21 protein-coding genes are annotated in these 18,425 nt (G+C 65.8%); 13 read left to right on the forward strand and 8 right to left on the reverse strand.

The window, feature by feature from the left end:
• The first annotated feature begins 93 nt into the window (after positions 1-93).
• Positions 94-564 (forward strand): very short patch repair endonuclease, encoded by a 471-nt coding sequence (locus AWC12_RS24525; RefSeq protein WP_272937896.1) that lies wholly within the window; start codon positions 94-96, stop codon positions 562-564.
• A gap of 95 nt (positions 565-659) precedes the next feature.
• Here the strand turns inward: AWC12_RS24525 and AWC12_RS31745 are convergent, their stop codons facing one another.
• Both AWC12_RS31745 and AWC12_RS31400 read right to left on the reverse strand, forming a co-directional pair.
• The gene (locus AWC12_RS31745) at positions 660-935 is read right to left on the reverse strand and encodes a site-specific integrase (protein ID WP_234814147.1); all 276 of its coding nucleotides are present in this window, start codon (positions 933-935) and stop codon (positions 660-662) included.
• A 173-nt stretch (positions 936-1,108) separates the two neighbouring features.
• The gene (locus AWC12_RS31400; RefSeq protein ID WP_207576475.1) at positions 1,109-1,285 is read right to left on the reverse strand and encodes a hypothetical protein; all 177 of its coding nucleotides are present in this window, start codon (positions 1,283-1,285) and stop codon (positions 1,109-1,111) included.
• Positions 1,286-1,652: 367 nt separating this feature from the next.
• Between AWC12_RS31400 and AWC12_RS24540 the strand changes: the two genes are divergently transcribed.
• Complete coding sequence (locus AWC12_RS24540) at positions 1,653-1,973, forward strand: alpha/beta hydrolase family protein (RefSeq protein ID WP_085177589.1); 321 nt, start codon at positions 1,653-1,655, stop codon at positions 1,971-1,973.
• A 63-nt stretch (positions 1,974-2,036) separates the two neighbouring features.
• Positions 2,037-2,273 carry a hypothetical protein gene (locus AWC12_RS24545; RefSeq protein WP_024445644.1) on the forward strand — a complete coding sequence of 79 codons (237 nt, stop codon included), beginning with the start codon at positions 2,037-2,039 and terminating at the stop codon, positions 2,271-2,273.
• Positions 2,274-2,341: 68 nt separating this feature from the next.
• On the opposite strand, the gene AWC12_RS24550 is transcribed toward AWC12_RS24545, so the two are convergent.
• The 4 genes from AWC12_RS24550 to AWC12_RS24565 all read right to left on the reverse strand — a co-directional run bounded on the left by AWC12_RS24550 (position 2,342) and on the right by AWC12_RS24565 (position 5,885).
• Complete coding sequence (locus AWC12_RS24550; RefSeq protein ID WP_024445645.1) at positions 2,342-2,917, reverse strand: TetR/AcrR family transcriptional regulator; 576 nt, start codon at positions 2,915-2,917, stop codon at positions 2,342-2,344.
• Between the two features lie 186 nt (positions 2,918-3,103).
• Positions 3,104-3,352: a hypothetical protein gene (locus AWC12_RS24555; protein WP_085177591.1), complete on the reverse strand. Its 249-nt coding sequence runs from the start codon at positions 3,350-3,352 to the stop codon at positions 3,104-3,106.
• A 266-nt stretch (positions 3,353-3,618) separates the two neighbouring features.
• Positions 3,619-5,127, reverse strand: coding sequence for a glycerol kinase GlpK (gene glpK / locus AWC12_RS24560; RefSeq protein WP_085177593.1), 1,509 nt, complete (start codon positions 5,125-5,127; stop codon positions 3,619-3,621).
• Positions 5,124-5,885 carry an IclR family transcriptional regulator gene (locus AWC12_RS24565; protein WP_085177595.1) on the reverse strand — a complete coding sequence of 254 codons (762 nt, stop codon included), beginning with the start codon at positions 5,883-5,885 and terminating at the stop codon, positions 5,124-5,126. The genes glpK (AWC12_RS24560) and AWC12_RS24565 overlap by 4 nt, the downstream gene beginning before the upstream one ends.
• 163 nt (positions 5,886-6,048) lie before the next feature.
• Here AWC12_RS24565 and AWC12_RS24570 point away from each other — a divergent pair, with 163 nt between their 5' ends.
• The 9 genes from AWC12_RS24570 to AWC12_RS30900 all read left to right on the forward strand — a co-directional run bounded on the left by AWC12_RS24570 (position 6,049) and on the right by AWC12_RS30900 (position 16,121).
• Entirely contained in the window at positions 6,049-6,879 is an 831-nt protein-coding gene (locus AWC12_RS24570) for an MIP/aquaporin family protein (protein WP_085177597.1), read from the forward strand.
• Between the two features lie 52 nt (positions 6,880-6,931).
• Positions 6,932-8,449 (forward strand): glycerol kinase GlpK, encoded by a 1,518-nt coding sequence (gene glpK / locus AWC12_RS24575; RefSeq protein ID WP_085177599.1) that lies wholly within the window; start codon positions 6,932-6,934, stop codon positions 8,447-8,449.
• Between the two features lie 41 nt (positions 8,450-8,490).
• Positions 8,491-10,212 (forward strand): glycerol-3-phosphate dehydrogenase/oxidase, encoded by a 1,722-nt coding sequence (locus AWC12_RS24580; RefSeq protein ID WP_085177601.1) that lies wholly within the window; start codon positions 8,491-8,493, stop codon positions 10,210-10,212.
• A gap of 171 nt (positions 10,213-10,383) precedes the next feature.
• On the forward strand, positions 10,384-11,388 hold the full coding sequence (locus tag AWC12_RS24585) for a LacI family DNA-binding transcriptional regulator (RefSeq protein WP_085177603.1): 1,005 nt from the start codon (positions 10,384-10,386) through the stop codon (positions 11,386-11,388).
• Entirely contained in the window at positions 11,385-12,299 is a 915-nt protein-coding gene (locus tag AWC12_RS24590) for a ribokinase (RefSeq protein WP_165762854.1), read from the forward strand. The genes AWC12_RS24585 and AWC12_RS24590 overlap by 4 nt, the downstream gene beginning before the upstream one ends.
• Positions 12,296-12,784, forward strand: a complete 489-nt coding sequence (locus AWC12_RS24595) for an RpiB/LacA/LacB family sugar-phosphate isomerase (RefSeq protein WP_085177607.1) — start codon at positions 12,296-12,298, stop codon at positions 12,782-12,784. Before AWC12_RS24590 ends, AWC12_RS24595 begins: the two co-directional genes overlap by 4 nt.
• Positions 12,781-14,136: an MFS transporter gene (locus AWC12_RS24600; protein WP_085177609.1), complete on the forward strand. Its 1,356-nt coding sequence runs from the start codon at positions 12,781-12,783 to the stop codon at positions 14,134-14,136. Before AWC12_RS24595 ends, AWC12_RS24600 begins: the two co-directional genes overlap by 4 nt.
• 157 nt (positions 14,137-14,293) lie before the next feature.
• Positions 14,294-15,514, forward strand: a complete 1,221-nt coding sequence (locus tag AWC12_RS24605; protein ID WP_085177628.1) for an esterase/lipase family protein — start codon at positions 14,294-14,296, stop codon at positions 15,512-15,514.
• A gap of 121 nt (positions 15,515-15,635) precedes the next feature.
• Entirely contained in the window at positions 15,636-16,121 is a 486-nt protein-coding gene (locus AWC12_RS30900; protein ID WP_085177610.1) for a hypothetical protein, read from the forward strand.
• 67 nt (positions 16,122-16,188) lie between these two features.
• Here AWC12_RS30900 and AWC12_RS24615 read toward each other — a convergent pair whose 3' ends face one another.
• Positions 16,189-17,016: a glycoside hydrolase family 16 protein gene (locus AWC12_RS24615; RefSeq protein ID WP_085177630.1), complete on the reverse strand. Its 828-nt coding sequence runs from the start codon at positions 17,014-17,016 to the stop codon at positions 16,189-16,191.
• A 198-nt stretch (positions 17,017-17,214) separates the two neighbouring features.
• On the opposite strand from AWC12_RS24615, the gene AWC12_RS24620 reads away from it, so the two are divergent.
• Positions 17,215-18,081, forward strand: a complete 867-nt coding sequence (locus tag AWC12_RS24620; RefSeq protein ID WP_234814148.1) for an endonuclease/exonuclease/phosphatase family protein — start codon at positions 17,215-17,217, stop codon at positions 18,079-18,081.
• 62 nt (positions 18,082-18,143) lie between these two features.
• Here AWC12_RS24620 and AWC12_RS24625 read toward each other — a convergent pair.
• Positions 18,144-18,425 (reverse strand): hypothetical protein (locus tag AWC12_RS24625; RefSeq protein ID WP_207576476.1); only part of this gene is annotated, 282 nt, incomplete at its 5' end.

Genomic DNA, 18,425 nt, shown 5'->3' on the forward strand with positions numbered 1-18,425 from the left:
CCCGCTGCTGAATCCCATCCTTCGAACATGTGTTCGATGATACGTGAGGTGGCCGACACCGGGGACAAGTTCTAAAGCAGTACCGTACGGCTTGTGCCGGTTGGAGCCGATAATGACGCGCCGGGACCGAGCGCTGAACCGGAGTTCGCAACGCCGTCACCAGCACGGTCTCGGAATATGGCTGCGATCCGGCGCACCGATACCCGGCCCGAACTACTCCTGCGAAGCGCGCTCCACGCGCGCGGGCTGAGGTTCCGAAAGGACTACGCGGTTCGCGCCGAGGGTCGCATCATCAGACCCGATGTTGCGTTCACGCGGTACCGGGTGGCCGTCTTTCTCGACGGCTGCTTCTGGCACGGGTGCCCCGAACACGGACGCCCGCCGAAGTCCAACAACTCCTACTGGCTACCGAAGCTGGCTAAGAACGCTCAAAGAGATATTGAGCAGACACAGATCTTGACCGAGGCGGGGTGGACTGTCGTTCGCCTTTGGGAGCACGTCGCCATCGGCGATGCGGTGTCCACAGTCTGCGATGCACTCCGCGAGGCGGGTGCCCCGCCGTGACCTATCCGTGCAGCGGGATCACATTCGAGCCATAGCTTGGCTTCGCCGCCGGGGCAGACAACACGCCGATCGCGGCTATGTTGCCCGTGTGGTCGTCAGTGCTGATCAGGTGGGCGTAGACGGTCAGCATCAACTTTTGCGTCCCGGTGCCCCATGAGCGCCGCGATGTCGATGGGCCGATTACCCGCCGCGAGGCAAAGGCTCGCGCAGGTGTGGCGGAGCGAGTGGAACGACTGCTCGGGGTCCAGCTTCGCGGTCGGAGTGAGCCTGTTGGCGCGCAACACCGCCGGTCGGTACACCGCCTTGTAGAAGGTCGCGTGGCGTAATGGCGTTGTCCAGTCGAGCACCAACCGCTTCTCCGCGTCCTCCACGGTGAGATTCGGCGAGGGCGTCGGCCTGCCGCCGCGCCCGGTCCTTCGCCGTCGCGCTCGGTGCTGCTTCTTCCACACCCGTAGTCGCCGCTCCTGGTGCGCCGTTGTCGGTCCGCGTTCCGGTAGGCCGAGGTCGCGTCAGCGACGTACCGGGCCACAGCGGGGCGTCGGGCTCATTGCCACGCGGCGTCCGGATTCAACGACCGCTCAGGCACTTCGACGTTGGCGATGGTGAGCCCGCCGAGTTCCGCGGCGCGCAACCCCGCCCACGCCGCGACGTGGATCAGGACGTTGTAGGGCCAGGGCGTCGCATGTACGAGCGCAGAAACCTTTGCGGGAGTGAGGAACATGGCCCGGTCCACCACTACCCCGACCTGACCGCCGTTGGTACCGGTCTCGGTGGGGGAACTTGATGTACTCGGCGGGGCTCTTCGCCAGCCGGCCATCCACGACGGCCTGCTCCAGGACCATGCGGGCGGTCCAGAACGCGTGCCGCACGGTGGACGGCTTCTTGCCCGCCTTTGTTAGACGATTGACCCACGCCTGGATGTACTCGCGGGTGATCTTGTTGAGCGGGTAGCCGCCGAACACCGCGTCAATGCCGAGTGTCTTGCCGTCGCCGCGACGTGTTGCGGCCGCTGCGAGCGCGTAGCAGTCAAGTACAGCGAGGATTGGTGGGCGACAAGGACCCCCAGCAGGGGTAACAAGGGGGACGACGTGGTGCCGCCCATCGTCGCCACGCGCCTGGTGACGCACTGGGCGGCGGTGATCGACTTCGTGGACGACGGACTGCTGAACGGCAGTCCGGAACTGGTCGAGAAAACCGAGACCGTGCCTGCGAACTCAGGCCGTCACGCCTACACCAGGACCGCTCTGGTGACCCCGCGGGGTCAGTCGCTTATCGAGTCCTACATCGTCGACGGGATGGGACACGCGCACCCCGGCCCGGCTGGTCAGGGATTGTTCACCGATCGGGCTGGACCCGACTCCAGCTCCATCGCATGGGATTTCGCGAAGAGCCACCCCAGACGCAGGTGATCCGTCAGTGCGATCGGGAAAGCCGGTGCCTTTGACCCGCCGGCCGCCGATACCATCGGGGAGATGACCGACGTCACGAGCAGCACCGAACCGGAATCCGTCGAACCCACCACCGCGATCGGAAGCCCCGAGCACGTCTACGTGGCGATCGTTGTCAACCCCAACGCCGGCAACCAGATCGTCACCGCGCACCGAACCCGCGAGGGCGCCGATGCTCAGCTTGACGAGCTGGCCGCTACGTGGGAGATGAGCCGCGATCTCCTGAAGGCCCAGGTCCTCGAATTGCCGCTTCTGCACTGAGGTTTTGCCGCTCGACCAGCGATGGCAACGACGCGAGGACCGGCGTCATGGACGGCTGAATACCGTTGTCACCAACCCATCTTGGCTTCCAGAATCTCGAAGCTGCGTACGAGCTCCTCCTCTGGGAGCGGCTCCCCGTCCGATGCGGCAATCAACACTCCGACGATCGCACCGGAGATGACCCGACGTTCGGCAAGGTCGGACGGCCGATCGAGGCGGCGCACGAGGGCATCGGCGAGCCGCTCGATCAGATCGACGTAGGCCGAGTACAGCAATCCGCGAGCCTCTGGCACGGTGTAGAGCAAGTGCTGCGTGACGATCGCGTCGTGACGTTCTTCATCGGTGAGGTCGGCGAAGTACGCGTTCACAGCGTGCCTGTATGCGGCCGCCGGCGACAGGTCTCTCGGTGCGTCGATGAACGCCGAGACGATCGGCCCGAACTGGTCGCAGATCAGCAACGCCTCTTTCACGCCGAAATAGCGATAGAACGTGCGCGCGGAGACGTCGGCTTTCTCGACGATCTGGTCGATGGTCGTTCTGGCATAACCCTGCGCGAGAAACAACTGCAACGCGGCCTCACGGATCGCTGCCCGCGTTTTGATCTTTTTGCGTTCGCGCAAGCTCGCCAACTCCGGCCGGTGCATCGCTCAAGTATTGCCGACTACCGATATCGACATGCGTAGTTCGAGATTCGCGGACGGTTTGATCGAAACCAGCCAGGTGGAGCCAGCAGGTTCGACGGCGTCAACTCAACCCGGCGGGTGGTCTCGGCGACTGTTGCCGAGACCTTCGCGACCCAGACGATCGCCCCGCGGTAAACCTGTCCCCGCCTACCGACCGTCGGTGCTGAACAGGTAGAAGCCGCCGTCACCCGGGGCGCAGTACCAGTAGGGGTAGGCCCGATCGAAGTTCGGATCGTTCCACACCAGTGGCGCGTCCGACTGGCACTGGGCTTCGGTGGGCCAGAACCAGGGCGTTCCGTCGGAGTCGGTCTCCAGGTAGTCAACGGCATTGGCCGTTCCCGCTGCGCCCATCAAGCCCGCAAACGCCAGTGCAACGGCCGCGATCGCCTTCTTCATGTCATCCCCGCCCTCTGAGTCCGTTCATTTGACGACGCAACAATAACTTGCGCAGTCAACAATTACACGCAGAATCGGAAAGGGAGTCTGTCGCCTGGTGCCGACTATTCCGAAACCGTTGCTCGACAGACGCTTATGTTCATCGCGCCATCCTCCCCTCGGGGCAACTCAGCGATCCAAGTTGGTCTCCCGATTCAGCTCCTCTGTGGCACAACAACTCTGATCGCTTCGGCGCAAGGCTCAACTAACCGCAGCCACCGGGACCCTCAGTGGTCACCGGCGGGTTCGATGGTCAACGCCTGGGCGACCGCGGACCGCCACCCGGCCGCCTCCCGGCGCCGGACGCGGGCATCCATGTTCGGGTACCACGCCGCGGCGACGTGACGATTGGCGCGCAGCGCGGCTCGATCCGGCCAGTAGCCCACCGCGAGGCCGGCGGCGTACGCGGCTCCCAGTGACACCGTCTCCGAGACGAACGGGCGCACCACCGGGATATCGAGCACGTCGGCGAGGAACTGCATCAGCAGATGATTGGAGGTCATACCGCCGTCAACCGCCAGTCGCGCCGGCGGCACCCCGGAGTCGTCGGTCATGGCGTTGACGACCTCCCAGGTCTGCCAGGCGGTCGCCTCCAGCACGGCCCGCGCCAGATGACCTTTCGTAATGTAAGACGTCAGCCCGACCACGATGCCGCGAGCATCGGGATCCCAGTGCGGAGAGAACATTCCGGAGAAGGCGGGCACGATGTAGCAGCCGCCGTTGTCGTCGACGGTGCTCGCAAGCGTCTCGATCTGCGGAGCCGTGCCGATGACACCGAGCGTGTCGCGGAACCACTGAACCAGGGAACCGGCGACGGCGATCGGGCCCTCGAGCGCGTACATCGGTTCTTCACCCGGTGCTGCGTAGGCCACCGTGGACAGCAGGCCGCGACGCGACCGCACGATCGACGTCCCGACATTCATCAGGAGAAAAGCTCCAGTTCCATACGTGCACTTGGCTTCTCGCGGCTCAAAGCACATCTGCCCGAACAGCGCCGCCTGCTGATCCCCGAGTGCTGCGGCGATGGGCACTCCGGGCAGCACCGTAGTGCACCGGCCGTACACCTCCGCATTGGACACGATCCGGGGCAGCATCACCTCCGGGATGTCGAAGACACCCGTCAGCTTCGAACTCCATTGCAGCGAGTGCAGATCCATCAGCAGCGTCCTGCTGGCGTTGGTGACATCGCTGACGTGGACGCCGCCGCGGGGTCCGCCGGTGAGATTCCAGATCAGCCAGGACTCCAGAGTGCCGAAGAGGACTTCGCCGCGCTGGGCTCTCGACTCCAGACCGCGCACGTTGTCGAGAAGCCAGCGCAGGCGCGGGGCCGCGAAATACGTTCCGGGATAGAGTCCCGCGATCCGGTCGAAGTCCTGGGCGTGGTCGCCGATCTGCTCCACGATGGGCCCGGTTCTGGTGTCCTGCCAGGTGATGGCCGGTGCCACCGGGCGCCCCGTACGCCGATCCCAGACCACGGTCGTCTCCCGCTGGTTGGCGATACCCAGGGCGACGACGTTGGAGGGGTCGAGTCCGGCGCTCGCCAGCGCCTCGGGGATCACACGGCCCACCGTGCGCCACAGCTCGAGGGCATCTTGCTCTGCCCACCCGGGCTGCGGAAAAGACTGGCGTTGCTCGCGCTGGGCGATCGACAGCATCCGCCCACGCTGGTCGAACAGCATGCATCGGGCCGAGGTGGTCCCGAGATCGATTGCGGCAACGGCTCGTTGATCGCTCACCGGATCGCGTCCAGCGACTGCTGCACGGCATCTGCGGTGCGCCGCAATTCGGCGAGCAGATCGGCAGGTGGCGCTCCCTGGCGGGTCAGCAGTTCTTCGGGCGGCCCCTGAACGGCCAGTGCTGTGACGTTGGCGCGACCTCCGTGCACGGGGACGGCGACGTCGGCGAGATCGGGGTCGCACTCGGCATTGGCCGTGGCGATCCCCTCAGCCCTGATCCGTTCGATCGCGGCGGCCAGGCCGGCGCGGTCGGTCGACGTGCCACGGGTAAAGCGCTCCAGCGTGAGGTTCCGCAGAAGTCGTTCGCGCAGAGGCGAATACGCCAGAACCAACTTTCCGCATCCGGTGGCATGCAACGGCAGCAGTTCTCCGACGCGCAGGGTTTGCGGGGTGTCATCGGGACGGAAGACATGGTGGACGATCCGCGCTTCCTGCCCTTCGAGGGTGGTCATCAGCACGGACAAGCCCGTGGCCGACGCCAGCGCATCCGCCCACGGCATGGCCGCCGACCTCAGATCGTTTCCATCGAGTTCGACCACCTCCTGCGACATGAGCCGCGCACCCGGCGAGTACCTACCGGCCTCGTCGTCCTGGTCGAGGTACTCCAGATCGACGAGGGTGCGCAGAATACCGTGTGCTGTCGTCTTGGACAGGCCGACGTCCGCCGCGATTTCCCGTAGCTGCATCGGTCGATCACTGCGTGCGATCAGGTCGACGATCGCGGTGGCGCGCACGATCGCCTGAATGGAACCCGGCATGGTGCTCCTCACTGTGGCGCCGACAAGAGCTTTTCCGCACCGTTCGACATTGTCGAACGTAGGCGATTGATGTGGATCACATTCGGTCTTTACGTTCGCAACACGTCACCAATCGGAATCGAGTGCCCGTTCGGCGGGACGCAACGACACGGAAAGGCCAACGATGAAGACCAGACATCCACTACTCGGTGAACTGTCCGGCGAGCTGCTGGGTACCGCCGTCCTGATCCTGTTCGGGTGCGGCGTCGTCGCCCAGGTCATCACCGGCGGGTTCCCGGACTCCGTCTCCGCCGGCGACCACAACTCGATCGCGTTCGGCTGGGGCCTCGGCGTGACCATGGCCGTATTCGTCGCCGGCCGGCTCAGCGGCGCCCACCTGAACCCGGCGGTCACCATAGCGCTGGCGGCGTTCCGCGGCTTCGATCGACGGAAAGTGTTGCCGTTCATAGGCGCTCAGATGGTCGGAGCGATGCTGGGAGCGTTCATCGTCCGACTGGTCTACGCGGACCAGATCGCCGCCGTCGATCCCGGTCACAGCAAGGCGACACAGGGCATCTTCTCGACCTCACCGGGCGAGGGCGTCTCGATCGCCACCGCCTTCGCCGACCAGGTCGTCGGCACGGCGCTGCTGGTCATGGTGATATTCGCCGTCACCAGCGCGATCAACAACCCACCACTGGCCAACACCGCACCGCTGATGATCGGACTTCTCGTCGTCGCGATCGGCATGGCCTGGGGTACCAATGCGGGGTATGCGATCAATCCGGCCCGCGATTTCGGCCCGCGACTGGCGTCGTACCTGACCGGCTACCACGACGCCATGTTCTCGGCAAACGGCCCGGAACTGTACTTCTGGCTACCGATCGTCGCGCCGATCGTCGGCGGCCTGATCGGCGGTGCGCTCTTCGTCTACGGCATCGAGCGGCTGCTGCCCCCGGCCGACGCCCCCGAGGAGATCGGAGTGTCCGAGAGCGCCGCCCTTCAGGACCGATGAGCCATTCCACCACCAGACGATTCATCACCACCATCTCGTAAGGAGTGAAACCATGTCCGATTTCGTCGGATCCGTCGACCAGGGAACAACCAGCACCCGCTTCATGGTCTTCGACCACGGCGGCAACGTCATCGCCGCACACCAACTCGAACACGAGCAGATCCTGCCTCGCGCCGGCTGGGTCGAGCACAATCCCGTGGAGATCTGGGAACGCACCTCCTCAGTCATCCAGACCGCTCTCGGGAAAGCCGGGCTCGTCAGCAGCGACCTCGCAGCGCTGGGCATCACCAACCAGCGTGAGACCACTGTGGTTTGGAACAAGCGCACCGGCCGCCCCTATTACAACGCGATCGTCTGGCAGGACACCCGCACCGACCGGATAGCCAGCGCACTCGAAGCTCAGGGCCACGGCGAGACCATCAGACACAAGGCGGGTCTGCCGCCCGCGACGTACTTCGCCGGCGGCAAGATCAAATGGATCCTCGACAACGTCGACGGTGTCCGGGAAGCCGCCGAACGCGGTGACGCGCTCTTCGGCACCACCGACAGCTGGCTGCTGTGGCGCCTCACCGGCGGAAGCCACGGCGGCGTGCACGTCACCGACGTCACCAACGCCAGCCGCACCATGCTGATGAACCTGGAGACACTGGACTGGGACGACGAACTGCTCGCCCTGTTCGGGGTCCCCCGGCAGATGTTGCCCGAAATCGTGCCCTCGTCCTCCCCCGAGCCCTACGGCCTGACGCTCGCCGACGGTCCCCTCGGCGGCGAGGTTCCGCTCACCGGTGCACTCGGCGACCAGCAAGCCGCGACCGTCGGGCAGGTGTGTTTTTCCCCGGGAGAGGCCAAGAACACCTACGGCACGGGCAATTTCATGCTGATCAACACCGGAACCGACATCGTCCGCTCGAAGTCCGGACTGCTCACGACGGTCGCCTACAAGCTGGGTGACGCCGACGCCGTCTACGCGCTCGAGGGGTCGATCGCCGTCACCGGCTCAGCGGTCCAGTGGCTGCGCGATCAGCTCGGAATCATCAGCGGTGCAGCACAATCAGAGGTTCTCGCCCGACAGGTAGAGGACAACGGCGGGGTCTACTTCGTGCCGGCCTTCTCCGGACTCTTTGCCCCACACTGGCGCTCGGATGCCCGCGGCGCCATCGTCGGCCTGTCCCGGTTCAACACCAATGCCCACGTCGCTCGGGCGACGCTGGAGGCGATCTGTTACCAGAGCCGCGACGTCGTCGATGCGATGGAAGCCGATTCCGGTGTGCACTTGGAGGTCTTGAAAGTCGACGGCGGAATCACCGCCAACGCACTGTGCATGCAGATCCAGGCCGACGTGCTCGGCGTCGACGTGATCAAGCCCGTGGTCGCCGAGACCACTGCGCTCGGCGCTGCCTACGCCGCTGGTCTGGCCGTCGGCTTCTGGAAGGACACCGACGAACTGCGCAAGAACTGGCGGGAAGACCGGCGCTGGACACCGGCCTGGACCGACGAGCAGCGCGAGACCGGGCACGCCCAATGGACCAAGGCGGTGTCCCGCACCCTCGACTGGGTCAATGTCAGCTGACAAGCGCTCACCCACAACACGATTCGCGAAAGGCGAAAACCATGAGAGCTCAACCCCTTTCCCCGGCAGCCCGCAACGACGCGCTCACCGATATGGCCGACGCACCGCTGGACATTTTGATCATCGGCGGGGGTGTGGTCGGTGCCGGTGCGGCACTCGACGCCGCAACACGGGGTCTGCGAACGGGACTGGTCGAAGCCCGCGACCTCGCTTCCGGCACCTCAAGTCGCTCCAGCAAGCTGATTCACGGCGGACTGCGGTATCTGGAGATGCTGGACTTCGGTCTCGTGGCCGAGGCGCTGTCCGAGCGCGGACTGATGCTGGAAAAGCTTGCGCCACATCTTGTCAGGCCGGTGAAGTTCCTCTACCCGCTCAAGCACCGCGGCTGGGAACGCCTGTACCTCGGCGCCGGCCTCACGCTGTACGACGCGATGTCGAAGGCCTCCGGTCACGGCGCCGGCGTCCCGCTGCACCGGCACCTGACGCGCCGCGGCGCGCTGCGGGCCGCGCCGTCGCTGAAGAAGGAGGCACTCGTCGGGGCTCTGCAGTATTACGACGCCCAGGTCGACGATGCCCGCCACACCATGACGATCGCTCGCACGGCAGCCGCGTACGGCGCACGGGTCGCCACGCGCGCCCGCGTCGTCGACCTGCTGCGCGAGGGTGAGCGCGTGACCGGTGCCCGCGTCGTCGACCTGGAAAGCGGCCGCGAGCACACGATCCGCGCGCGCCAGGTCATCAACGCCACCGGCGTGTGGACCGACGACACGCAGGGCCTGGCCAACGAACGCGGCCAGTTTCAGGTCCGCTCCAGCAAGGGGATCCACCTCGTCGTCCCGCGCGACAGGATCAGGTCGTCGACCGGGATCATCCTGCGCACCGAAAAATCCGTGCTCTTCATCATCCCCTGGGGCCGACACTGGATCATCGGTACCACCGACACGGACTGGTCACTGGACAAGTCCCATCCCGCCGCCAGCCGCAAGGACATCGCCTACCTGCTCGACCAGGTGAACACGGTGCTGCGCGTCCCCCTCACCGAGGCCGACGTCGAAGGTGTGTTCGCCGGACTGCGGCCGCTGCTGGCCGGGGAGAACGCCGACACCTCGGCGTTGTCACGTGAACATGCTGTGGCACATACTGTTCCGGGTCTGGTGGTGATCGCGGGTGGCAAGTACACCACCTACCGGGTGATGGCCAAGGACGCCGTCGACGAGGCCGTCCACGGTCTCGGCGAGACCTTCGACCGCAAGATCGCCGGCTGTATCACCGACGATGTCCCGCTGCTGGGCGCCGAGGGCTATCGCGCACTGTGGAATGCGCGCGGCCAGCTCGCCTCCGACTCCGGCCTCAGCGAGGCGCGGATCTCGACACTGTTGAACCGCTACGGCTCGATGATCGGCGAGATCCTGCAGTTGATCGGTGACGATCCGACGCTCGGCGCGCCCGTGGCCGAGGCCGACGACTACCTGCGGGCGGAGATCGTCTACGCGGTGACCCACGAAGGAGCGCTGCATCTCGACGACGTGCTCTGCCGCCGGACCCGGATCTCGATCGAGACATTCGACCGGGGCACCGAATCCTGTCCGGAGGTCGCGGATCTGATGTCGCCGGTGCTGGGGTGGTCTGACGAGCAGCGGGCCCGCGAGATCGCGCACTACCAGGCACGGGTGTCCGCCGAGCGGGAGAGCCAGGAGATGCCCGACGACGAGACGGCCGACGCCGCACGCCTCGGCGCCGCCGACATCGTGCCGGTCAGCTAAGTGGGCGATGCGATCGGCGACATCGGTCACCGAGTCCGGCCATAAACGACCGCCGCTCGAGAGATCCGGCTGAGTCATGGATGGGTACGGGCTGTTGACTCTCGCTTCACTGTGACCTAGGTTACCTGGAAACGTTCCCATGGAAACGTTCCCACGGGGTCTAGGAGCGAAATGGCAGGTCGAGGAGTGACGATCCGGGACGTCGCCGCGTATGCGGGGGTGTCCCTCGGCACGGCGTCCAGGGTCCTTTCTGGCCATCCGGCCACCTCGCCGCAAGCCCGGGATCGAGTCCGGGAGGCGGTCAGTGCGCTCGGTTACCGCCCGAACGCGCAGGCGCGCTCATTGCGCCTCACCCGCACCCAAGCGGTCGGCCTCCTCCTCTCGGATGTCCGCAACCCCTTCTTCGCCGATGTCGCGCACGCAGCCGAGCAGGCCGCACTCGGAGCTGATTACGTCACGCTTCTGGGCAACGCCAACGAGAACGTCGAACAGCAGGATCGATACCTCGAGACGTTCCTCAGCCAGCGCGTCGACGGAGTAGTGCTCGCACCGCAGGGTCGAGGTTCGGGCAGCCTCGACGCGCTCATCGAGAGCCGGATGCCCCTCGTTTTCGTCGACCGCACCGTCGAGGGCATCGACGTGCCGAGTGTGACCACAGACAGCCGGGCGGGTCTCGACGGGGCGATCCGACATCTGGTCGCCGCGGGGCATTCCAGAATCGCGTATATCGGCGGCCCCCAGTCGATCTCGACCGGAAGGCAGCGCTATGACGATTTCGTCGAAGCGCTTCCCAGGTATGGCCTTGTCAACGACGCGTCGCTGATCACCTTCGGCGATTTCCAAGAGGAGAGCGGCGTTCGGGCAGGCAATCAGCTTCTGTCGATGTCGAGCCGCCCGACCGCCATCATCGCCGCGGACAACCTCATGGCTTTGGGCGCCCTCGCCGCAGTCAGGATGCACGGCTTACGACTGGGGGCCGACATCGAGGTGATCGCCTTCGACGATATCGAGTGGCTCGCACATTTCGACCCGCCCATCTCGGTCATCGCACAGGATGCAACCGCGGTCGGGAGGTGCGCCGTCGAACTGCTGATAGGCGTGATCAACGGAGACAAACCCGAGTCAGTGGTGCTGCCGACCACATTCATCGATCGCTCAGCGGGAGTAGTGCAGTGACGGAGTCTCGCCGTTCGCGGGTGTTCGTCGTCGGGAGCCTCAACGCCGACCACCGAGTCCACGTCACCCGTCTGCCGGCGGCGGGGGAAACGGTGCTGGCCACAGACGCGGCGGTCACCGCGGGAGGCAAGGGCGCCAACCAGGCCGTCGCGGCGGCACGGGCAGGCGCACCGACAACCATCATCGGAACTGTCGGAGATGATGCCGACGGCAGGCTGCTCCAGCGCGCGCTCACCGAACAGGACATCGATGCGCAGCGCGTCCGGCTGGTTCCGGACGCGGCGACCGGCCGCGCGCTCATCACCGTCGACGATGACGGCGAGAACACCATCGTGGTCGTCGCCGGCGCCAACAACCAGCTGATGAACACCGACATCGACCAGGGACTGAGCGACATCGGGCCCGGCGATCTGCTACTGCTCCAACTCGAGACGCCGGAATCCGTCGTTCGACACGCCGCTCGCGCCGCGGGACACGCCGGCGCCACGGTGATCATGAACCCGACGCCAGTACCCGAGAGCGCGGGCAGCCTGTTTGAGGACGTCGATATCCTCGTCGTCAACGAGCACGAGCTCGGTCACCTCGCTGGCGACATCACTTCGCTTGCCCGACAGTCCAATTCCACCGTCATATGCACTCTCGGCGCCGACGGCGTCGACGTTACCCACCGCGGAGGTGTCAAACACGTCGCGGCGTGCGATGTGGATGCCATCGACACCACCGCCGCCGGCGACACCTTCATCGGTTATCTTGCGGCCTGGCTTGCGGTTCGAACCGACGACCTCCTTGATGCCGTCGACGCCGCGGTGCTCGCTGCAGGTGTTGCCGTGACACGCCGCGGAGCCATCTCCTCGATCCCCTACGGCGGCGAACTCACATGCAGCGCAACGACAGGAGAAGACGAGCGATGAGGATCGCACTTGGAAACGACCACGCGGGCTACTCACTGAAAGCACATGTCCGCGCGGTACTCGAAAATCTCGGGCACGAAATGATCGATACCGGCGCGCAGGACGACAACCCCGTCGACTTCCCCGACGTCACGTGGGACACCTGCGAACCGGTTCTCAGAGGCGACGCCGACCGAGCAGTGTTGGTGTGCGGCACGGGACAGGGTGCCGTGATGGCGGCCAACAAGATTCCCGGCATCAGGTGCGCACTCGCCCACGATGTCTATTCGGCGCACCAGGCGGTCGAGCACGACGACGCCAACGCACTCGCGATGGGCGCGTGGGTGATTGGCCGGGCAACTGCAGGCGAGGTCATCGAGTCGTTTCTCGGCGCCCGCTTCGACGACGACGAGGACACCGTCCGCCGGGTCCGCAAGTTGCATGAACTCGAACGCAACGCGGCGCGACAACTTGCCGGCGAATTATCAAAGGAGATAACGCAATGACCACCGCTATGGACGATCGTCGGCGGCAAGCCGAACACGGATCACCGGGAAAGCTCAAGACCGCCCTGGGCTCTGCCGCCGGCACGTGCGTGGAGAACTACGACTTCGTCGCCTATGGAACTGCGTCCGCGCTCTATTTCGGCGATGTCTTCTTTCCCGAGTCCGACCCGACGACCGGAACTCTGTTGTCGTTCGCCACGCTCGGAGTGGGCTTCCTAATGCGCCCGATTGGCGGCAGCGTTGGCGGCTTTCTCGCCGACCGATACGGCCGCAAACCCGTCCTCGTCGGCGCCCTCCTCATGATGGGCATCGCCACCGTGCTGATCGGTTGTCTACCGACCTACGCGCAGGTCGGCATCCTCGCCCCGATCCTGCTGGTGACGATCCGTGTCATTCAAGGTCTCGCCTTCGGCGCCGAGTGGGGCGGCGCGGTCCTGATGGCGTTCGAACACGCACCGTGGCGTCAGCGAGGAAGGTTCGCCGCGATACCACAGGCCGGCAACCCCCTCGGAATTGCGTTGGCCAACATAGCTTTCCTGGCTTCGGTGTCGTTAGACGGTGACTGGGCCTGGCGAGTCCCGTTCCTGGCCAGCGCCCTGCTCATCGTCGTCGGTCTGTACGTGCGGCTGCGGGTCACAGAGTCGCCGGAGTTCGAGCAGGTCAAGGCTCAAGGCAACGTGGTGAAGAACCCGTTCCTGACCACACTGCGCCGCGATTGGCGAAACATCCTGCGTGTCATTGCGCTTCGCGTGGTCGAATCCTGCGCCTACTACCTCACCGCCACGTACCTGCTGTCGTACATCACGAAACAGAACGAAGGGACGCGAACCATCGCCATCACCGGCGTCGTCATCGCCAGCGTCATCGCCGTCGGCACGACGCTCTATGCAGGTCGCCTCACCGACAGGATCGGTCGGCGACGGGTCTACCTGGGAGGGTGTCTCATGGCGATCGCATTCGGCATACCGATGTATCTGATGGCCAACACCGGCGAGCCGTTCTTGATCGTGTTGCTCTTCATCATCGGCATCGGTCTCATCCATGCGGTGCTCACCGGCACCCAGGGCGCGTGGTTCGCCGAGCTGTTCAACACCAGTACGCGCACCTCCGGCGCTTCCATCGGCTATCAGGTCGCCGCTTCCATCGCCGGCTTCGCCCCGTTCCTCGCCGTACTGTTGGCAGACAAGTTCGGCTGGATCGGGCCGGCGCTGTTCTACGTCACGGTCGGCTTCATCGGGCTGGCGGGTGTGATGGCCACCAAGGAGACATGGGGTCCCAAGCAGCGCGCCGAGGTGGATGCGTTGATCCGGGGTGACGCCGGCGCTGACTCCGTCGAGGCTGCGCCCGCATGATCGGTGGGCTGGGTCCAGCGCTGCGATCCACCATCGCAAGCGTGAGCACAAGCCGGCCGGGCCCGCCGTTCACTACGTCACAGAATGCCCAGATTGGAAACCTCGCTTACGGGCTATATTCCAGAGAACACTTGTTCACCGAAACCGGGATATGGCCATGCGAACCTCCGACATGCAGGCGCTCGGGAATGTTGCCGCCGAGGGCCTGACCGTCCTCAACACGCTGGTCCGCGGCACTCATCGCGGCATCGCGGGGCGCGTCTTCACGTCGATCGGCCCGGCCGCGCGCCCCGTCGAGTTCGTCCACGACGCGATCGCGGGCGCGGTGTACGACGCCCTCGATTTTGCTGGGCACCACCTCCCACCTGCCCTCAGCACGTGGGCCGCCGCAGGTCTGGCGTTCGACGACGACCCCGCATTGGACGAACGGCCAGGCGTAGCCGAAGCCATCGCCGCACTCACCGGCATCTACGGCGACGAACTCGCCGAGCGCGACAGCCCCCTGGCGACCCCGATGGCCATCCGGATAGACGGACGACCGGTCCCGCTCACGCCCGACGGGATCGCCGCGGCCTACCCGAGACCGACTGAAGCGCTGGCAGTCTTCGTCCACGGGCTGTGCCAGACGGAATCGTCATGGCGCCGCCCACCCCGGATGACCGCCGACTTCGACGAGCGTCACTACGGTGAGCGTCTCGCGGAGGACCTCGGATTCACCCCCATCGACATCCGGTACAACACGGGCCTGCACATCTCCACCAATGGCCGCAGCCTCGATGCCATTCTGACGCGGCTGGTGGAGGTATGGCCCGTGCCCGTGCGCCGGATCGCGTTGATTGGTCACTCGATGGGCGGTCTGGTGGTGCGCAGCGCCTGTCATTACGGCCACGAGCAGAACCGCCGCTGGACCAGAAGTACACGGCAGGTCATCTGTCTCGGATCTCCACACTTGGGCGCCGACCTGGAAAAAGGTGTGAACGTCGCGACCTGGGTCATGGCCAAGTTCGGCGAAAGCCGTGCCGTTGCCGAGCTGCTCAATCTCCGCAGCGACGGGATCAAGGACCTCCGGTACGGGTCGCTCCTCGACGACGACTGGGACGCGATCGACCCCGACGAGTTTCTGCGGGACCGCTGCACGGAGGTTCCTTTCCTCCCCGCCGCCACATACCACTTCGTGGCGACGTCCGCGGCTCCGGCGGCGTTGGGAGTGCTACTCGGTGACCACCTCGTACGCCCGTCCAGCGCCGCCGGACGCGGCCGTCGTCGGCGTCTCCCGTTCGACGACGACGCGGGACTCACGCTCACCGGGCTGCACCATTTCGATCTGCTCAACCATCCCGAGATCTACGTCAAGATCCGCGAATGGCTCACCGCGTGAGCTAGTGCTCGCGGCCGTCCGCCGCGGATGCCAGCGGGTCGGCAGCAATCCCGCAGCACCTGGCCAATCTCGGCCACTACCGTCGCGGAGGCGTCGGGGAGCTCGAGACTAGGAGCACTTGATGAAGCTGACATCGTTGATCGCAGGCGCAGCCGTCACGGCGGGCGTGGGCGCCGCCGCGCTCGGCATCGGAATAGCACCGGCTCTCGCCCAGCCTGGCGGCCACGGACCTGGCCACGTGTGGCAATCGCCGCCGCCCGGTGGTCCGGGCCCTGACGGCCCCGGTGGACCTGGTCGAAACGGGTCGCCCCCACCTCCGCCTGGCGGGCCCGACGGTCCTGGCGGTCCCGGCAGGCAAGGGCCGCCCCCGAACCTTGGGCCACCCGGCGGGCCGGGGTGGCGAGGCCATCCGCCGCCCTGGGATGGGGGCCCGGCGCCGTGGGGGTGGGGACCACCTCCCCCACCGCCGCCGCATGGACCGCTGCCGCCACCCTGGGGGCCGCCCCCGCCACCGTTCGACTACTTCGGGCAGTGGGTCACGCCGGTCTTCGATCCCGGCTTCAACGCCTGGGGGTTCTGGTTTTACGGAATCTGGATCCCCCTCTGATCGGGCATGGATCTCATCCGCACCCTTCCGACGCACACCATCTGCGATGTGAAAGACGGCCTCGGAGCTAGCTGGCGAACACCCGAATCCAATCGACCCGCATCTCGGCGGGGTAGGTGCCCCCGGCGGGCTCGCGTCCACCGGAACCGCCGACTGCGATATTGAAGACGGGGACCATCGTGAAACCGGGGTCGTTGAACGGCCAGTCCGGGAGGGAGTTGGCCGGGACCGTGAAAAACGGCTCCATGCCCGGCTCATAGTCCTTCCAGAAGTACATGCCGGTGGGCTGCCAGGTCATCCGCCAGGTGTGCCACGCGCTGTCGACCGGATGGCGGTTGGTCGCGAACGCCGTGCCGTCAAGCCGTGCGTGCACCGTCGTCCCCGACGGCCAATCGTTGTTGCCATACCACTCCACGAGGTCGACTTCGCCACCGCGGACGGGATTCTCGTTGACGAGCCAGAACGCCGGCCACGCACCGTCGGTTAGGCAGTCCAGTTTGACCCGCGCCTCCCACGTCGTGCCGATACCGCCTCGCCACAGCCCCATGATCTTCGCGCTGGCGTACTTCTCCTGGATGTTGGCACCCTCGCCACGCGTGGCACGGATGACGAGATTTCCGTTGCCGTCCTGAAACACGTGTTCCTGGTCGGTGACGTAGCGGCCCATATTGAACGGCTTGTCCCATTCGACGGGGTTCCGGATCGTCTCGCGGGCGGGAACGATGAACCACCGAGCCGGGTCGGGCGGAGACCCCGCTGGTCCGTTGAACTCATCCTGAAACAGCATCACCGGTGCTGGTTGAGCGAGTTCCGGCGCGGGCTCGACGGGCACGACGGGTGGCTGAGCGTGGGCAGCGGGCGGTGTCGCCACGGCGGCCACACCCAGCCCCATCATCAGCAATGCACTACGGCGGTCGAATTCGGGCACAGCAGCACGGTAATCGACGTCACGCGCTTTGACCGATGTTTTCCTTGCAACGACGGTTTCGCGTCGCGCTTCCCTGAGCGCCCCCAGCGACGAGATGCGCTCGACGACAAAGCGATTGAGCATGGACCACGTCAAGACACGGACGCCGGATACCATCGTGCGATCGTGCAGTTGATCCGAGAGCTCGGTGCGTGGCGGCGCAGCAGTCGGATCCGTGTGCGCAGATTTGACGCCAGCGCAGGGTGGGTGGCGGCAACTCCGACGCGCCACGTACGTCGGTCCCACCTGTCCATCTCGACGTTCAACGTCTGGTTCGACCCGTTTTTCAGCGATCGCAGGTACCAGGCAATTGCCGACCTGCTGGCCGCGGATCCGCCGGATGTCATGGTGTTCCAAGAGGTCACCGACGTCGCGCACGAAAATTTTTTGGCTCAGCGCTGGATTCGCGAGCACTACCTGAGCGCGTCGGTCATCGGTGCAGGAGTTGGGACCTACGGCATGCTGCTGCTGTCACGGGTGCCGGTGTCGGCAGTGAGATACACAGGCCTGCCGAGCGATGCCCGCCGCGGCTTCTTGCGCGCTGCACTCCTCGTCAACAACGCCCGCACCGTGGTGTGCTCGGTTCACCTTGACAGCGGCAAACGGTCGGCTCCGCTTCGTGAACGGCAGCTCGGCCGGATCTTCCGAGCACTCGATGCGGACTCCGATGCGGTCGTGCTCGGCGACTTCAACATGCGCGACCGAGAAAACCACCTCATCGAAAGGCCTTTTCGCGACGTCTGGCCGACTCTGCGGCCCGGCGAGGACGGCTACACCGAGGACACCTCGATAAACGACATGCGGTACGACAACACCGGCAAGAATCGCCATGTCCGCTTCGACCGCGTCCTGCTCAAAGGCCAGCAGTGGCGACCCGAGAGCATCACACTGCTTGGTACCGAACCGATTTCACCTGAGCACCCTCGAGTTTTCCCGTCGGATCACTTTGGCGTGCGGTGCCTCTTGAGCGCTCGCCCGCCGGCAGACCCGTAGGCGATTCGTCAGTTCCTGCGCATCGCGCCCGCTGCCTCAGGGCGCGGGAACGCTGCCGCAACCTACGCCGGGGATGCAGCCCGCGGCACCACCGGGGCCGGCCACACCACCGGGACCACCCGGAATCGCACCCGCGGCACCACCCGGACCAGCCACACCACCAGGACCACCCGGAATCGCACCCGCGGCACCACCCGGACCAGCCACACCACCAGGACCACCCGGAATCGCACCCGCCGCACCACCCGGACCAGCCACACCACCAGGACCACCCGGAATGGCGCCGGCGACACCCGGCGCGGGCGGAGGCACGTAACCGGGTGCCGGGGGCGGAGAAGCAGCAA

Origin of the sequence: Mycolicibacterium iranicum, from assembly GCF_002101705.1 — a bacterium.
Lineage (GTDB): Bacteria > Actinomycetota > Actinomycetes > Mycobacteriales > Mycobacteriaceae > Mycobacterium > Mycobacterium iranicum.